At 34.8% G+C, this 18,141-nt stretch carries 8 protein-coding genes; all 8 read right to left on the reverse strand.

Translation table 11 applies throughout. From position 1 onward, the window contains the following. Nucleotides 1–17 precede the first annotated feature (17 nt). Nucleotides 18–1,280: an MFS transporter gene (locus DOS84_RS11655; RefSeq protein ID WP_111410304.1), complete on the reverse strand. Its 1,263-nt coding sequence runs from the start codon at nt 1,278–1,280 to the stop codon at nt 18–20. Between the two features lie 154 nt (nt 1,281–1,434). Further along, entirely contained in the window at nt 1,435–2,988 is a 1,554-nt protein-coding gene (locus tag DOS84_RS11660) for a glycoside hydrolase family 10-like protein (protein ID WP_111410305.1), read from the reverse strand. Between the two features lie 132 nt (nt 2,989–3,120). Beyond that, on the reverse strand, nt 3,121–3,312 hold the full coding sequence (locus tag DOS84_RS11665) for a hypothetical protein (RefSeq protein ID WP_111410306.1): 192 nt from the start codon (nt 3,310–3,312) through the stop codon (nt 3,121–3,123). 286 nt (nt 3,313–3,598) lie between these two features. After that, a complete protein-coding gene (locus tag DOS84_RS11670; RefSeq protein ID WP_124020639.1) occupies nt 3,599–3,970 on the reverse strand; it encodes a hypothetical protein in 372 nt (123 codons plus the stop codon). Between the two features lie 315 nt (nt 3,971–4,285). Then, nucleotides 4,286–4,783 carry a hypothetical protein gene (locus DOS84_RS11675; protein ID WP_111410308.1) on the reverse strand — a complete coding sequence of 166 codons (498 nt, stop codon included), beginning with the start codon at nt 4,781–4,783 and terminating at the stop codon, nt 4,286–4,288. A gap of 6 nt (nt 4,784–4,789) precedes the next feature. Then, nucleotides 4,790–10,699, reverse strand: a complete 5,910-nt coding sequence (locus tag DOS84_RS11680) for a nucleic acid/nucleotide deaminase domain-containing protein (RefSeq protein ID WP_111410309.1) — start codon at nt 10,697–10,699, stop codon at nt 4,790–4,792. Nucleotides 10,700–10,736: 37 nt separating this feature from the next. Beyond that, nucleotides 10,737–13,190 (reverse strand): hypothetical protein, encoded by a 2,454-nt coding sequence (locus DOS84_RS11685; RefSeq protein ID WP_111410310.1) that lies wholly within the window; start codon nt 13,188–13,190, stop codon nt 10,737–10,739. A gap of 95 nt (nt 13,191–13,285) precedes the next feature. Further along, nucleotides 13,286–18,139, reverse strand: coding sequence for a T9SS type A sorting domain-containing protein (locus DOS84_RS11690; RefSeq protein WP_111410311.1), 4,854 nt, complete (start codon nt 18,137–18,139; stop codon nt 13,286–13,288). Between the last annotated feature and the right edge of the window lie 2 nt (nt 18,140–18,141).

Raw genomic sequence — 18,141 nt, forward strand, 5'->3', positions numbered from 1 at the left:
TTTAAAAAATATTATGTTTATTTATCTTTCGCTTTCTTTCCAAAATCAGCGGGATACTTTAGAAATTGAGATAAAATTAATCCAGGGATGGTGGCACAAAATACCCAAATAAAGAAGTTTCCATAGCCTAAATATTGCTGTATATAACCACTCAACATTCCTGGAAGCATCATTCCCAAAGCCATGAAACCAGTAGCGATGGAATAATGTGAAGTCTTAGATTCACCTTCAGCAACGTAAATCAAATACATCATAAAGGCAGCAAAGCCAAAACCGTATCCGAATTGCTCTGCTATAACCGTTGCATAAATATAATAAACAGAAGTGGGATGAAAATGAGCTAATAGGATAAAACCAATTATGGGTAGGTGCATCGATAGGAACATAGGCAACATCCATTTGCGCAATCCTCCTTTGGAAATGGCAATCCCACCCAGAATTCCTCCAATAACAAGGGCAGTTACTCCAAAAGTTCCATAAATGATTCCCACATCTTCGGTAGTTAATCCCAAACCGCCTTTGGCTTTTTCATCAATCAAGAAAGGAGTCAACATTTTTAATAATTGGGACTCTCCTAATCTGAAAAGTAAAATGAAAGCCAGTATCAGACCAATTTGTTTCTTTTGAAAAAAAGTAGCAAACACTTCACCGAAGCTTGCTTTTGGAGCTGTTTCGGTCTCAGTAATTTCTTCCACTTTTGGAGTAGTGAAAAAGTTGTATACTGTCAGGACAGCCATAATCAAGGCCACAACAATCATTGTGTATGACCAAGCCTTGCTTTTGTCTCCGAATTTGTGTTCCAAAAAACCACCCAGAATCACAATCAATCCATTGGCGGTAAGCATTGAAAGTCTATAAAAAGTACTTCTAATCCCGAGGAAGAAAGATTGTTGTTCTTTGGCTAAAGCCAACATGTAAAAACCATCGCTGGCCACATCATTGGATGCCGAGGCAAATGCAGCTACCCAAAACAGCGCCAAACTCAGCATGAAAAAATGATTCATCGGAATGGTTATTCCAACAATCAAAAAGGCTATCGCAATCAGCAATTGCATTGCCAAAAACCATTTTCTTTTGGTGGCATACAAATCAATAAACGGACTCCAAAGCGGTTTGATTACCCAAGGTAAGTACAGTAAACTTGTATAAACTCCAATGTCTTCATTGGCAATTCCCAGATTTTTGTACATAATCACCGAAACCGAAATAATAATAGCATACGGAAAACCCGAAGCAAAATTTAAAAACGGAATCCAATACCAAGGTTTGTTGTCTTTCATTGTTTGAGGAGGTTTAAAAGTTTAGAAAGTTTAAAAGTTTAAAAGTTTAGAAGTTTAGAAGTTTAGTTTTTAACTGCTTAATCGTTTAACGTTTATTTGTTTTAAGATGGTTTAACTCCTAAACCTGCTAAACCATTTTAAACTTTCTAAACCTTTATTTTGTTTGTGTTTCTACCTGTAAATCTATTATTGTTTCCGGGCTTTCATTGGCATAATAATCAACGAAAGTAAAGGCAAAGGCCGTTTTGCCAATCATTTTATAGTCGGGCACTTCGATGCTGAATCCTTCATTTTCTTCTGTTACTGCAATTTTGTCCAGAATTTGGGAGGCATCATTAATGTTTATTTTTGAAGCGTCTTTGGCACCATAAACGACTATGTACCTCACTTTTGACAGCAGTTTTGGTTTCTGAAAAGAAATATAATAATTGGCTGTATCCTTAGTGATGGAATTGATGACTAACGTTTCCGTAATAGCCTTTTTAAAATTAGGAACTGGCAATGGCAATGCTGGATATTTGTATTCATATTCTTGAAGTACCTTGACCACATCCATGTTTTTGTTCATAAACCACTTGGCACTAAAAAATCCATTTCCTTGCACGTTAGGATAAGAACGGGTAAGGTCAATCTGATTCGGAATTTCAAATTTATTATTCCAGTGTTTGTCTGAATCTGCTTTGATTTTGTAGGTACTGTTTCCTACATACAATGCGGTGTTGCTTGGTACATTTTCAGACCACCATTTGATTAATTTTGCATACGAAGCTGTTTTGTGGTCAATGCTCCAGTACAGTTGCGGTACGATATAATCAATCCAGTTTTTGTTCATCCAATCAATAGGATCGGCATATAAATCATCATAATTGGTTTGTCCCGAGAGTGTGTCGGAGCCTTTTGGGTCAACCGATTTGTTGCGCCAAACTCCAAACGGACTGATGCCAAATTGTACCCAAGGCTTTAGTTTTTTGATGCTGGAAGAAATGTTTTTAACAAAAGTAGTCACATTGGAACGCCTCCAATCGGGTAGAGAAAGCCCATTACCAAACTTTTGATAAGAAGCAGTGTCATTAAATTCGATTCCTTTTATTTTATATGGATAAAAATAATCATCAAAGTGTATGGCATCAATATCGTATTTTATTACTACCTCTTCGACAATCGATGTCAGGTGTTGCTGCACTTCGGGTAGGGCAGGGTTGTAATAGTATTTTCCTCCATATTCAATCATCCATTCGGGATGTTTGTAGTAATCATGGTTTGGACTTAAGGTTTCGGTTTTCAAGTCGAATGTGGCTCGATAGGGATTCAGCCAAGCGTGAAATTCAAAACCACGGGTATGGGCTTCGGTAATCATCCATTCGAGTACATCATAATTAGGACTTGGCTCTTTTCCTTCTCTTCCGGTCAGGTAACGGGACCAAGGCGCCAATATTGTTGGATACAGTGCATCACCCACAGAGCGAATTTGAACAATTACGGCATTATAATTGAGTTTTTGGTAGGTATCCAAAATATCGATAAAGTCGGCTTTTTGTTTCTCAACCGAATCCGTGCTTTTTTTTGGCCAGTCAATATTGACAACGGTGGCAATCCAAACGGCTCTAAATTCGTTTTTGGGGTGCATCTCTCTTTTTTGGGAATACCCAATGACAGCAAAAAGTAGAAGATATATAGTTGGGAATAGCAGGGACTTCTTTAGAATCATTTTCACTCATTTTATAAAGGAATCAAAAGTAGTTTTTTTAGCTAAGTTTATTAAATTAATTGCCAATAAAATTAGTCATACCGTTTTTGTTTTGCATTATTGCTAAAAAGTATACTAATGTGCCTTATCCAGCTATCCGCTATAGCCCTCCATTAGAACCCTTTTTTTACTAGCAACTCCAGGAGCTTCCGCTGGTCGCTCTGTAGTAGCTGTAAAAAATAGTGTTCCAATTATCGGGGCTGTCGCTGCTATCTGGGGCAGGGATTTGGTGTATTGATGAAAGTTTTTTATAATGATTTGAAATGCATATAATTCTAAAGACATTCACGTTAAAAGTCGGGAGACTTTTGACATTTTTTTTTGCTTTCAGGAGCTTTAAAAAAAACGCAAAGTCGGGAGACTTTGCGGAGCATCTACACTTTGCGCAGCGGGGTTGCTTGTTGTGAAATTTTGCGCAGCTTTTTGTCAGGAAAACTTCGGAGAGCGGGAAGTCAGGAGGCTTTTATCTTATTTACGGTTTTTAAGAACTAAAAAAAACGCAAAGATATGAGTCTTCAGACTTTGCGCAGCGGGGTGGACACTTTGTGGAGCTGTAAATTAATAACTCAATTTATTTATTCAAATCTATTTCAAGTATTGCATTTATTTCGCACATATAGCGACCATTCTGCCACTCGCCAAGACGGAATATAATTAGATAATCATTATTACATTCTTTTGAATTAAAAAATTGATATTGAAATAATAATGGTGTTTGCTTTTCGAAAATTGACATTGTAGCAACTCCTTTTTTTGATAATGATTCAAAATCAATTTTTCCTTCAGTAACTAAATCATTGAGATATGGACTATTAGGTGATACAAAAACTTCGTGTTTAAAACCTCCTCCATTGGCACAATAAAATTCTACTAAAACACCATCCATAACTTCTACACCAGAAAATGATGATTTTCCTAAATGTATTTTTTGCTTTATAATCATATATCGTTTTTTGAGATAAATTTTTTGAAATGCCAATTTGCGGGTATTGTATAATACAAAACTATTTCAAATTTATTACAGTTTATAATTTGAATATCGTTTTTCATCCATAGATCAATACTTTCTTCATCAAAATTCTAACAAGTTACCTTTTTTACAACTAATCAAATATTGATGTGCCTTTAAATTTTTATTTCTTCCATAAAGTTTGGAATAGCTATAGTTTTTTACAAATTCCAAATAAAATTCATTTAAATTTTGACTTCTGTCAACACCTTTTATTAATTAATTTATTACTCAAATTTGGTAAAATAATTAAATTACTCCTAATCTCATTTCCTCAAATAAACTTCCCCAAGCTCCTCCAAGGATTTTATTACTTTCAATATCAAGTATTAATTCTTTTAATAATATGGCATACTTCTCATGATTTTCTTGGTAACTTCCCAATTTTTCGGATAATATTAAGCGTTTAATAATAAAGTCATTTATAAAAAGTGATTGGCACAATGTTTCGACATTTTCTCCAAGATAAACATATGATGGATTATTCGTTTCAAAATTCCATTTATGATAAATTGCTTTATCTTCTAATTTAATAACCAAGTTATGAGGGTTTTTATCTCCAATAGTTTGTCCTAATAAAATTTCCGTCTGATTTAATATTGGTTGTTTAAAAAACGAATATTCTTGATAAATAATTTTCTTAGGCAAACCATTTAATATTAAAAAAAAAGAATTTGTCTCACCTAATATTTCTTTTAAATTTGGGCTTAATTCAAAAAACGAGGTTTCAGTTCTATATTTTAGCATTTGTATCTATTTTAGAAGTTCAATTAAATCATTAAAACGCTGTTCAAGAGATTGTTGTCTTGTTGATGACCCAGTAGTATTGTTTCCTGGGTAATCATAAGAATAACTTTTTTGAGCACCCGAAAATTCTGTATTAAGCATTTCTTTACATTTTGAAGCTTCTAATTCACATGGCTCTAGTTCACTAAAAATTCTTTTGACATTTGATTTAGGAATATTATTTGCTTCAATCCATGTTTTAGCTAACTGCTCAGAATGTGTAGTAACTCCCACTTCTGTTGTAAATGCTTTTTTTACTAAATTTCCCGAATTATCAAGATATTCAAATACTGCAACGTTACCTTTATGGTTTGGAATAGCTAGAGTTTTTCTAAATTCTACAGCAAATTTACTTAAATCGTCGCCACCTAAAACAACTTTTTTTATGATATTTCCTGATAATACAACAATCTCTTTCTCTAAAACCTTTCCAATATAACCAGTATATAATTTATTTGGAGAAGATTTTACATTTATTTTTATATAACCATCATCAATTAAAGATTGTAAGTTTTTGTATTTCGTGTCAAATTTAAGTAAAGTTTGTTTACCATTGCCAACTTGACCAAACCACGGTATAACATCAGCAGTTGTTCCTGTTATTGGCAAATCTTTTAATATTTCTATTTCATAGTATAATGCATTTTTATTTTCGGTAACACGCAGTGCTCTTTGCGCATAGCTGTAAGGTGTGTCTTTTATAGGTGCCACATAGCTTCCGCCAACTATTGGTTTGTCTTCAGGTGTTGCGCCAAACCATTTTTCTTGGTAACGGTCAAATTTTTGTCCTTTTAAAATAGATATATCTTCTACTGTATTATATCCACCATTGGCGGGTGGCCAGCCATCATTAAGTTTGTATTCCTTGAAAATTTCTTCAATTTTGCTCCAGTTTTGCTGTTTATAATGATTGAATATTTCTCCTCGCAGTGATTTGCTTAGTTTATTATATGCGTCATAAGTTTCACCTAAAGCATTTGCATTTTTAAAGAAATTTGCGGGGACAATAACATCTTTATTTCTAGCAATTCTTTGATAAATTAATTCTAACTCTTCTTCTGTAGCAGTAGCTATTTTACCTGTAAACTGATTTATTCCAGTTTCGTAATTAATGATTGTCAGTTCAGGAGTTGTTTTCCCAGCTACATTTTTTGCATATCCAATAATCATTTCATTATCTGTTGCTTTAATAAAAACATCAGCTTCTGATGTAGCCTTCGGTAACAAATATTCAATAGCGGTAGTACTATTTTTGATTTCTAAATTGATTAAATTTTTTATTGCCACTTCGTCTAAACCTTTGGCTATTTGTAATGATAAGCTAGTACTTAAATAGAAATTTTTAGTAAATCTTGCACTATTTTTATATACTGTGGCAATTTTGTTAAATGTTTCTCCTAAGACAGGACCAATTAAGTAGCCAGCAACATACATCAATGCCATATCAGATTGACCTATTGAAGCATAGTAAACTACAGCTAGACCATCTACTGTAATTACCGCTACATTGCCAAAAGGAATTGAAGCAATACCCGCAACTAGAAACGCATCATCTATATATTGTTCTATACAAGTCTTGTTTAAAGTGAATTTACATTCTGAAATATGTGGTACTATTGAAACTATTCCATCTTCATATTCAGGTTTGTCAAAATCAAAGTAGGTAAGTCTCCAATCTGCATATTGGTCTGCATATCGTTTTGCTAAATTTAAACTTTCATCAGCAACATATTGTTCCTTTAACCTGTTTATGTCTTCTTTTTCGTTTAGACTAACAATTGTATTAGTTTGAGTATCTTTAAACAAAAATATTGCTTGAATAGCATTGCCAATTTTTCCTTCAACTGTAACTATTTTTTTTAAAATATTCTTTTCTAAAAAAGATTTCGTTGGAGCATTTTTAATTTCTTCTGGCGTAACTTTTTCGATTACATAAATATATTGTAATTGCTTTTTTGGTATTTTTTGGTAAAAAGATATTATTGATTTGCCGTAATCATTATAATTTTGCCCTGTGTTAATAGATAAGTAATCGACCGTAGTTTTTTTAATAGATTCGGATATATTTGTTCCAAAAACAAAATACGTTTTCCATCCATATTGATTTCCTATTGCATCCCTGTTTTTGACTGTCAAAGAATAAATCCCATTGGTTTTTGATATTTGCGAATTGTCGAAAATGGCTTTAGCGAATTCTAATCCCTCTTTATCAGTAAAACTACAATTAGTGTCTATAAAATTAATATACAGTTGAACCCCTGAACTCGCTTCTAGGTATGCAAGTTTATTGTTAAGTTCTTCAATATATTGAGGCTCAAATATTGGAATTCCTCTATAATTTGGAGTTGGGTTAATATATTGGAGTCCATCGACTTTAACTGTTTTTAAATCAGTTACGCCCTTATTAACTGCATTAATTTTGATAGCTCTATTTAAATTTTCAACAATAATTTCACCCCAAGTCGCTCCATTATTCCATGAAACAATAGGTTTTTGATTATATGCTATAGTACCATCTTGGGTTTTATTACAGTCTCTAATAAATACTATTTTACCATCAGAATTTGTGTTTGTTAACCCATTATTAGAACTAGTACCACAATCTAAAAACCCTGAATAAATATTAGGATCACTTTGTTTTGAAATAGAATCTATTATTTTTAAATAAGCATCAAGTTGTTTTTGAGCTTCAACTTTATCTGAAAGTGAAACAATTTTTTTTATTTTTTCATACTTTGTTTTAATGAATTTTATTTTAGAACAATCTTCGGAATATTTGTATATAAGCCAAACTATTTCATCATCGTTTAATTTCTTTTTAGGGGTAAGATCATATTGTCCAGAAGAACCAGTATTTGCACCAAGAAAAGTATATTTACTCTGCTCTTTATTCCAAACCCATTCATTGCCACCGTCATCTTTAAAACCAGATAACATTCCTTCACTTACTAGATTTGTTTTTGGTACAATTACATTACTTAGTTCTGCGCTTACAAACTCAAAATTAGGAGTAAGTCCATACCCACCTGCCAATTCACCCGCACTACTCCCCTGAGTGAACTGATACAGCTGCAATCCTGGAGCATGCATAATCTCCCAATCATTGTGGCTTAATACAGTCCCTGTTCCATAATCCATTAATAAATCAGTAGGAACTGCAGTGTTGTATTCTGTGAATGGATGTTGCAATCCAAAAACACCATGTCCAAGCTCGTGTGCTAGAGTATGAAGTTTTTTATCCTCAGGTTGAGAAAACACAAACCCAAACTGTCGCTTGAGTGGCATAAAACCTAATGTGCCAGGCTTACTAGATGGTACTTTAGTAAACAACACATAATAAGTATCGGTTTTATAACTAGTTCCTAATTTGGTTTGGAAATTGTTAGTAATGGTTTGTTGACCATCGGTATAGGTATTGAGTAAATCGCTATCTCCAGTTTCTATACTAGTGACCCAAGTATCAGCTATATCAATTTTTACAGTACTAACTTCAAATTGTATTCCTGCTTTACTATATATGCTATTAAGGTATTCTTTAGCTTGGTTTTGTGTTGGTGTTTCACCACCATTAAGCCCAACCAAAGTAATATTTACTTTTTTACCGGTCATATGCCACAAATTCAGAGTACCTGCAATGTCGTATTTGCCTGCAGCTACTGGATTTTTTGGATCTGCAGCTTCTTTCTGTACGGGAGGTTTTACGGTTGCCAGTATTGATTCTTTGGCAAAATCCAAAGTTCTTTTTAATGGAAGTGTTGCCACATTGCCAGACCAGCTAGGTTTAATTTCGGTACCGTTTTCGGTTTTGAATATGATGTCAGCTATTGTCTTTCCATTACTGAATGTTGCTTTCGCAGTAACATAGTCTTCTGCTTTTGGCGCATCCGAGATGACTTTGTAATGTACATAATAGCTAGTGCCATCCTTTTTAGGAATGATATCGTAGGTATTATTAAGTTTGGTGTTGGCCTTAAGTTTAGGGTCTTGGTTTGGGTTTTCATCCAAGCTATAGAAACCCGTACCTGCTGCAAAGGTTATGGAAACATCTGCAGAAGAAATTTCTTTGATATTGCCACCAGAACCCATTCCATTGGTGTTTTGGGGAGTAGGAACACCTCCGGGAGCTGCTTTTCCAGTAGATTTGATTTCTCCTGCTTGCGCATTGGGAGAAATAGCATATTGGTTTCCGTTTCTGTCGGTGATTATTACATCATTTTCATTTTTTGGCAGTTGAACGACAATTTTATTTGGCCCCGTTATGGTAAGGGAGCCATCAAGATTTTTTACAACACTTTTAATTTCAAATTGTATATCAATAGGAATAACAGTTCCTGTATCGCCCATTATATCATTAACGAGTTTATCCCCATCAACCATACCTCCCCAATTCGGGTCATAACTCGCAACAATCTCTCCCGAAATCAACTTGAAATCGGTGTTTACCCCAATATTATTGAAAGTTATGCGAATACGGGTGTATTTGCCAATATTAGATTTATCATTTCCTCCTTCATCTTTGCCAGCCAATGCTGTTGCAGCATCTATAAGTTCTCTAAATTTCTCCAAAAACGGTAAAGTCACATAGCCTTCACCCGAGAAAGTACCGTTGCTTCCTGTTGATTTAAGAACGACTATAGGGAAATCGCCAGCAGTAACCACATCATTTGGGAACAATGCTGGTAGTGGCGTTTTGTTGGATAAGGCTGCTGGATCTGGCTTGATTCCACAACCAACAAAGGCGATTTCGTCTTGGGCCATGGTAGTAAACTCCTGAATGTTACTTTGGGTATATTCACCAGGATCACAGGCTGCTCCCACAGTATATTCGTATGTGGTTTTGGGTTTTAGGTTGCTAATGGTAGCATATTCTCTTGGGGTTACCAGAGGGTACCACTTGGAATTGGCATTTTTTTCTCTATAATTAATTTGGTAATCGTAATTATCGACAGCGCCGCTCCAAGTTATTTTGGCTTGGTCCTGACTCACATTGGTGGTGGTTATGGCTATTGGTGCGTTACAGAGTGTGAGGTATTTAAAAGAAAAAATCTCGCTGTAACCATTGTTTTTGAAAACGCCAATTTCTTCGGCACCAACCAGGGCTTTGGCTTTTACACGCCAAGCATACGTCTTGCCTGGAATAAGTTGCGGTTCGGCAATACTGTATTGTATTGTCGTATTTCGGGTAGTGGTGGTATAAAGGGGAGGTGAGTAGGCAAAAGCGTTTTGGATAGGCGTATTGGTGTTCCAAATTTCTGCCAGAGAGAATTCGTATTCCACATTGCTCACATTGATGCTTCGGGGTGTCCAGCTAAATATGACATTCTGAATGTTTTGTTCTACAATACCTGCTTTGTTTGCAGGCAGGTTTAGAAACGGTGGTTCGTTTTGGAAAATAACTGTGGTAACACTTGATTTTTTTGACAGTTTTTTGTTGGTTGCAAAGTCATACACTTCAAATGATATTGTATAAATTCCCTCAGGCAACGGTTGTGCATATTGGTTGGGGTTAATGCCCTGCAGGTTTTGGAATTCGAAATAATGTCCCAGTTCTACATTGGTCAATAGGGTAGGGAAACCACCTTCGAGATAGATGGGAGATGCCCCAACCACAAAGTCATTTGTAACAAAAGACACTGCTCCCTGGAAATAGCATTTTAAACGCACTTGTCTATTCATTATCGTCAAATCATTGAGTATCAATTGTACTTTTATAGGACTATTGATTCTCGCAGTATTGGCATAATTACTCAGGTAAATAGGAGATGGCTGCGTGAGTTGGGTGCTTATGGTAACAGGGTAGGTTTGGGTGTAAGCCGAAAAAGGAAAGAGCCAAGAGGCAAGAACCAAGAGAAGGCAGATGTAGATTTTTTTTTGCATTTGGGTAAATATATTTTAGACTACTTAGATTATTAAATTACTTCTGAATGTATTTCAATTCCACTTCCTCATTCATTCCATTTGCCAGTGCCAGTTCGTGGTAAAACGGAATTAGATTTTGTTCCAGCTGGGCGATGATTTCGGCATCTGTTTTTTTGTTGGTGATCAATTTATAGACTTTTTCAATTTCTTTTTTGTTATAGCTTAGGAGGTAATCATTTTGTTCCATTTCTTTGGTATCTGCTTTTGAAAGTTTCAAAAACTCGGTTTGCATAAAACGATGTGCCTGTAGTTTCTGCTTTGCTTTGTCGCTTCTTTCTATCAATTTCAGATACGAATTATAGCCAACTTTATCGGTTATTTCGCTTGGGTTAACTCCATGCAGTTTATGGCTATTCACTCGGCTAATGGCTGTGGTGTATGCTTTTTCAAAACTTTCGTCTTTGTTACTGATTTCTTGTGCTACTTTTTGAACAGTCTGGCCAATCAGTTTGTTGTATTTTTTAATAACTTCGGATGCTGCTTGGTATTCTTCCAAATAGTCAATCACTTTGTCTTTGAAGCTGGCTTCATCTGGCGTTAATGTGGCAAGTGTCAAGAGATGTTCCAATTTGCTTGCCTCTTCATTTGGTAACGGCTGTAATTGCTGCTGTAAATCCTTTAATTGTTGCGTGATTTGCTCTCGAGTTCCTTCAAGTTTATAGTCTTTTAAATTTATTTTCAGAGTATTATCTCCCAATTGTCTCTCTTCTTTTTTCTGTTCTTTTGGCGTTGACCTTAATTTTATTTTGTCAAATGAGTAGGCATAGGTTAGGGTAGCGGTCAGGTCGTTGTTCCTGTTACTGGTGGTTTTGCCAAATAAGCAGATAACCCCCAAATTGAAGTTGTGTTTTTCTAAATACAAATAAGAACTGCTGAGCCGCATATTGAAAATATCGTTTTGCTTGTCTCCATTACTAAAAGTGGTATTGTAGCTGGTAGAAAAGGAAGTATTTAATTTTCGTTCCATGAACAATTTGGTCACGCCAAGTGTTGGCCCAATGATTAAACTGTTGCCTGTTTCCATTAGACTGTACGTATTGTTGATGGACCCCATAAAGTTTAAATCTTTTGTTGGATAGCCTTGAACATAGGAAATAGCCGAGTTGTAAAAAGTGGTTTCGCCGCCTGCCACCGTCTGTCCCTGTTGTTCATTGGATGATTCCTGCATGGAGAAATTGACATTAATGGATTTCTTGAGTTGTTTGTCGTTTTTGAGAAGATAGTTTGCCGTTAATCCTAAATTTTGGTTGACTTGTCTAAAGTTCAATGTATCTGCATATATTAAACTTGGATCTTGATTGATATAATCAAACTGGTTGCGGCTATTGGTATAGGATTGAAAATTGGAATAATTAAAATTCAGATTTAATTTTTGGTTGGCTTTGTAATCTGCGGTAAGCGAAGAAACCAGTCTTTTGGACTGACTAACTTTCTGTTTGTCTAAATTATCTTTTTGCATCCCTAGGCTTAAGGCTAGCGACACTTTGTCTTTGAAAATCTGTTGGGTAGCATTTACTGTAATATTTTCTAAATCATTATTGAAATAATAACTCCCTAAGGTTCTGTAATTAGGGTCAATGCGTTCGTAGCCTAACCCTAAAGTTCCTTTTCCAGCAGGATACACCAATTGTGCTTTGATGGCATTTTGGGAAGTCGTAGTTGCATTTGGATTTAAAAAAAGAGAGGCAATTCCTTTTCCTTTAGTGGTCCCTTCAATACTGATGTCTTCGGTTATGCTACTGTTGGCATATTCTGTCATGACTTGCAGTTTTTGGAATAATTTAAAACTGGTTTCAAAACTTACAGCTACATTTTCTTTTGGTGTAAGCCCTAACTCAAACGGCACAGGATTGGAAAGTGAACTTGTTACATCGGTTGCTTTAAAAAAGATGAGGCCCAGATTTACTTTATCGAAAGCATAGGCTGTTTTGAAACCATAGCCAAAACGTTTGTAGGTAGGTATTGCCTCTGGAATGTTCACATCATATTCATTACTTTTCAATAGACGACCATACATAGCACTCACTTTGAATTTTCCCGGAGGAGTAAGGTCTACACCAAAACCAGTAAACAAATGTCCGTTTAGCGTATAAGGAGAAAAAGTCATGTTTACATCCCCAATATGGGTTGTTATCCATTTGTAGGAAGGGTGTATGCTTAATGTTTTTATGGCAACAGGTTTGGTATACCCAAACTTTTGGGTAGAATAGGAAAACGAAAATGGTAAATTGTACAAGCCCGCCACGTTGATGTTGATATTTCCATTAAAAAAATAGGAGAAAGGTTCCCTAGCCGCATTGCCCGAATACATAATTGCATTTGCCGACGCACCACCCGAAACATTGATCAGTTTGGTCTTTGCCAATTGTTCTACATTGAAGCTTTGTGAATAGCCAAGGGTAGTTGCAAAAAACAGTAAAATAAAAAACAGTATTCTTTTTAAAATCATTTTAATATTGCTATAAAAAGGAAAGAAAAACAGTATTTTTCTTTATGTCTTTTTATGATTTGTTTATTTGTAATGTGATATAAAATATAAGAAGTCTAGTTGATGATTATTTTTCTCAATTGGTTTCCTTGTTGTGATTCCACCAAAACGAAATACACACCAGGTGTTAGTCCGGTTAGGCTAAAATTGAATTTATAGGCATCTTTTCCTTCTTCATATTTAGAGTCGATAATCAAATTATTGGTCAAATTATATACTTTGACATGAGCAGGTATTACTTTGTCGAGTGTTACATCAACAGTGAAAATTCCGTTGGAAGGATTTGGATAGATTTTTAGATCAAATTTCTTTTTCAAATCGGTACTGTCCGGATTAACGTATTCACCTTCGATAACCACAATTTTTTTGGTTTGAGTTGCCGTACAATTTCCTTTTTTTGTGTTTAATGTCAGTTCGTATTCTCCGACTTTGTTAAAACTCAATTCGGCAAAATCCTTGGTTTTGTTAACTACTGTTGCTTCAGCCGGTAAAACCCATTCGATACCATCGGCGATAGGATTACTGATGTCTACAATAATGAATTTTTCATTCATAAATACTTGTGAAGAAACAGCGAATTCAGCACTGATAGCGGTGTTTTGACTTGAAATTTTTACCGTATCGGTCGCTTTACAACCTAGTTTATTTGTAACCACAAGTGTATAATCTGCGGGTTGTGAAACTGTAATAATGGGATTGTTATTTGTAAATCCTTTGGTCGATGTCCAAGAATATTTGGCTTTATCATCTGCAATAGTCGAATTAATTGTTAGTGATTGATCAAAACAAAGCGTAACATCTTCGCCTAAACTGATGACATCTTTTGGCGGATTTTCGATGGTATAAGTTTTGTTAATCACACAACCTTTGAAATCCGTTACAGCCACCGAATATTCTTTTGCGGAAGCGTTACTCAAAACATTTGACTTTTCACCCGTATTCCATAAATAGGTATAAGGCCCTTGACCTCCAGATGAGGTTAGTACAATTGTAGCATCCGAACCTTCAAAACAGGTTGGTTTTGTTATAGTTTCGGCTGTAGCCAAATGTATTGGAGCGTTAATTGTAATTGTTTTTGTAATGGAACAACCATGATTATCGGTTGCCAATACTGAATAATTAGCCGGTTCAACGTTTTGTAGACTAGCTGTTCGGGTGCCCGTATTCCATAAATAGGTGTATGGTGACGTTCCTCCCGTTGGTACTGTAGTGATAGTCCAGTCTTTGGCATCACCACAACGAGTGTACTCAGTTGATAGCGTATTGCTTAAAATTACAGGTTCACTAATGGTTATGTTTCCGCTTTGTTTGGATAAGCCAAAAGAATCAGAAAGAACTACATAGTATGTTCCAGCATTTACATTTACCAAAGTTTCATCAAGTCCTACAGCATTTAGTGGGTCAGTCGTTTTAAACCATTTGTAGTAATAAATTGGAGTTCCACCCGAAGCATTTGCTCTAATACTGGCAGTTGCATCTCCATTACATTTTACAACATTGATTTGATTTATAGAAAGAGCTAAGGGATCAATTTTATCTAAATCTTTTTCGATGATAGCACAGTTTTTTGAATCGGTAACGGTAATGAAATATTGTCCAGCAAAAATGTTGTTGATACTAGTATTGGAAGGCTGATTTAAATCTGAATAAATCAAATCTTTATTGCCATTATACCATAAATAGTTATAATTTGGAGTTCCCCCCGTTACTTCAATTTGTATACTACCATCTTGTAACCCTAAAGCAGAAGGTGGATTTTTGGTCACTTTGCTTACATATAATAATCCTGGTTCTGTAATTTGTATAGTTTCAGAAGTTTGACATTGATTTGCGTCAGTAATGGCAACTGTATAACTTCCAGAGTAAAGGTTGTCAATGGTATTGGTGCTTTTTCCTGTACTCCAATTTATGGTTGGAGAACCTGTTCCTCCTGAAGGAGAAATAGTTATTGCGCCGTCATTTCCATTTTTGCAGGAAACATTTTTTGGGGTGGAATTAATTTTTAAAAGTGGAGGTTCATTGATTGGATTGCTTTTGAAAGTAAAAATGTTACCATTTGCATCAGTCACTTTAAGTTCATAAGTTCCTGCTAATAATGTTTCTGAAGGATTGGTAGTAGATGTAGTGATTGTCGGTGTTAGAATATTGTACCAATTGTAAGTGTAAGGAAGTACACCACCAGTTATAGTCGCCTCTAATATTCCAAATTTATCTCCATAACACTTAATGGTTGAGCTTGGAGTTTGAGAAATATCTGTAATTAATAATTTGTCAGGTTGTATTAGTATGTATTCTTTCGTAACAGTACAATTATGATCATCAGTTATCGTGAGTTCATAAGTACCAATAGGGAGTGAGGTGATTTGTGCTTTGTCACCAATAACAGTATTTATTCCTTTGTTTCTCCATGTATAAGTATAAGGTGCAGTTCCTCCTGTTATTGCCACAGAGATTCTTCCATTTAAAGTTTCAAAACCAGTTAGGTTTTTTACTTCTATATCTGTTATAAGAAGTGGATCAGTTGGTTGTGTAATAATAACAGCAGGAGATAGAGAAGCCGTACAATTATGACCAACAGCATCTGTAACTGTAACTTGATATGTCCCAGCGCCTAAATTAATTAGATTTTTATTAGTGGAATAATTTGAACCTTCTTTTGTCCACTGTTGTGTATAGGGCGTAGTTCCCCCATTAATATTAATGTCAATTGCTCCTGTAATTGCATTGTTGCACAAAACATTAGTTTGTGATGTAGGTGTAACGGTTAATAAATCAGGTTGTTTTAAACTAAATAATGTTGATGTTTTTATAGCCCCAACAAAATCAGTAACTATGACTTTATAAACTCCAAGTTCCAGTCCTTTTTGTTCAAATGAGTTGTCACCAAATGCTAATCCATTTTTGAACCACTGATAATTGTAGGTAGCAATACCGCCAGTAACTACCGCCTGCAATTCTCCATTGAAATTTCCATTACATTTTATAGGAGAAGATTCTTTGATGCTAACCAATAATTCAGGTGATTGGGTTACTTCGAAAGTTTTGGAAACAGAACATTGATTATTATCTTTTATTTCAATAGTATAAAAATCTGCTTTTAACCCAGAAATATTTTTAGTTGTCTTGGTTATGAAAGTTGCATCAGAATTTGAAACCCATTTATAGGTATAGCCGCCATTGCCGCCTGTTGGATCTAAGAGAAAGTTTATTGCACCTGTACTTTGCCCGTTAATCAAGACAGGAGTGATTGATTCAATTGGGATTGTAATAGAGGGGTACTGAGAAACTGTAAAAGAAAAGTCTTTGGTACAATATTGATCTTTTACAGTTACTGTATATGTTCCAGCTGTTAGGCCCGATATTGTTGAAGTACTGTTTGTGTTTACTATGCCACTTGTAATTATTCCTGTTTTTTTCCAAATAAATGTATATAATCCATTTACAGGAGTACCATCTTTGACTTCAATATATATAGTACCGTTATTACCTCCAAAACAAGTTACATCTGTAGTTTTTGAAGTTACAATTGAAACAGGTGGATTTATGGGATTATTTAATGTTTGAGATGCTGAAAAATTATATTTTGTATCGTTTACTATAACCTTATAATTTCCAGCATCACAATTTGATAAAGTTTTGTTTGTGCCAACTGGATTTGTATCAGTTCCTTTAAACCATTGATAAGTATAGGATCCATTTCCTCCTATTGGCATTGCTTCTAGAGTTGCAGTGTCACCTATGCAATTAATTGGATTTAGAATATTTACAGTTGCAGATAGTGATTTTAGAATTATGTTATTAATTGTTTTTGTGCAGCCGGTTAAGTCTGTAACTTGATTTTTATCAGTTATGGTTACACTATAAATTCCATTTCCTAACCCTGACAAAGAAATATTATTTGAAGGTGTAAAAGGAACAGCATCTTTTTCCCAAGAATAGCTATAATTACCATAACCGTCATTTATATTCAAATTAATTTTTCCGTCGGAAAGAGTTGGTGAAGGTTGTGTTATGGAATTCAAGGATATTGAAAAGGGGGTGTTAGGTTGATCTATTTCAGCAAGTATTGGAACTGTAGTTAATTCACATCCTAAATTATCTTTGACTGAATAATAATACGCTCCTGCTTTTGCAGTTAGTAATTTCCCATTATTTGAAATTACTGCAGAATTGATATTAGTTCCAGTCCAATTGATGATATATGGCGCTATTCCTCCTGTAATTGCTAATGAAATATTTCCGTTATCTCCATAGCATTTTGCATTGGTTATAATTTTTGTTGATGTTAATAATGTATTTTGCTTAACAGTTATACTTGTACTTTGGCTATTTACTGGGCTTGCATTGTCATAAACTGTAAGCACGTATGTTCCAGCTTTGCCCGTAACTTGAATTCCAGTTTTGGGTTCTTTAGAATTATCAAAATAAGTTATATCCCACGAATAATTATAATTTCCATTTGTTTGTAGAAAACCACCTTGAGCAGCTGCGGTTAGTGTTGTTATTCCATTATAACAAGTTATATTGGTATTTCCAGAAATGATCGGAATTAATTGAGAAGGCTCAGTAATATTGAAGTCTTGTTTTTTTTGACATTTGCCATTTTCTATAACGGTGACAGTATATTTACCTGGACCTAAATTACTAAGTGATGTAACATTTCCTGCATAATTATTCAGGTCTTTCGTCCATGAATAAGTATATGGCCCCGCCCCATTTGTTATACCTCCTGAAGGTGAATCTAGACTAATAGTACCATTGTTTTTTCCAAACCCCGTTGAATTAGAAAAAGTCCCTGTAATAGGATTTATGTCTGCTGGGTTAGTAATAATTACTTTTCTAACCCCTGAGGATTGAGAATAACCTATTGTACCCGTAATAATTAGAATTAAATATATAATTTTTTTCATCT

The sequence above is a fragment of the Flavobacterium aquariorum genome, from assembly GCF_003254745.1.
GTDB lineage: Bacteria > Bacteroidota > Bacteroidia > Flavobacteriales > Flavobacteriaceae > Flavobacterium > Flavobacterium aquariorum.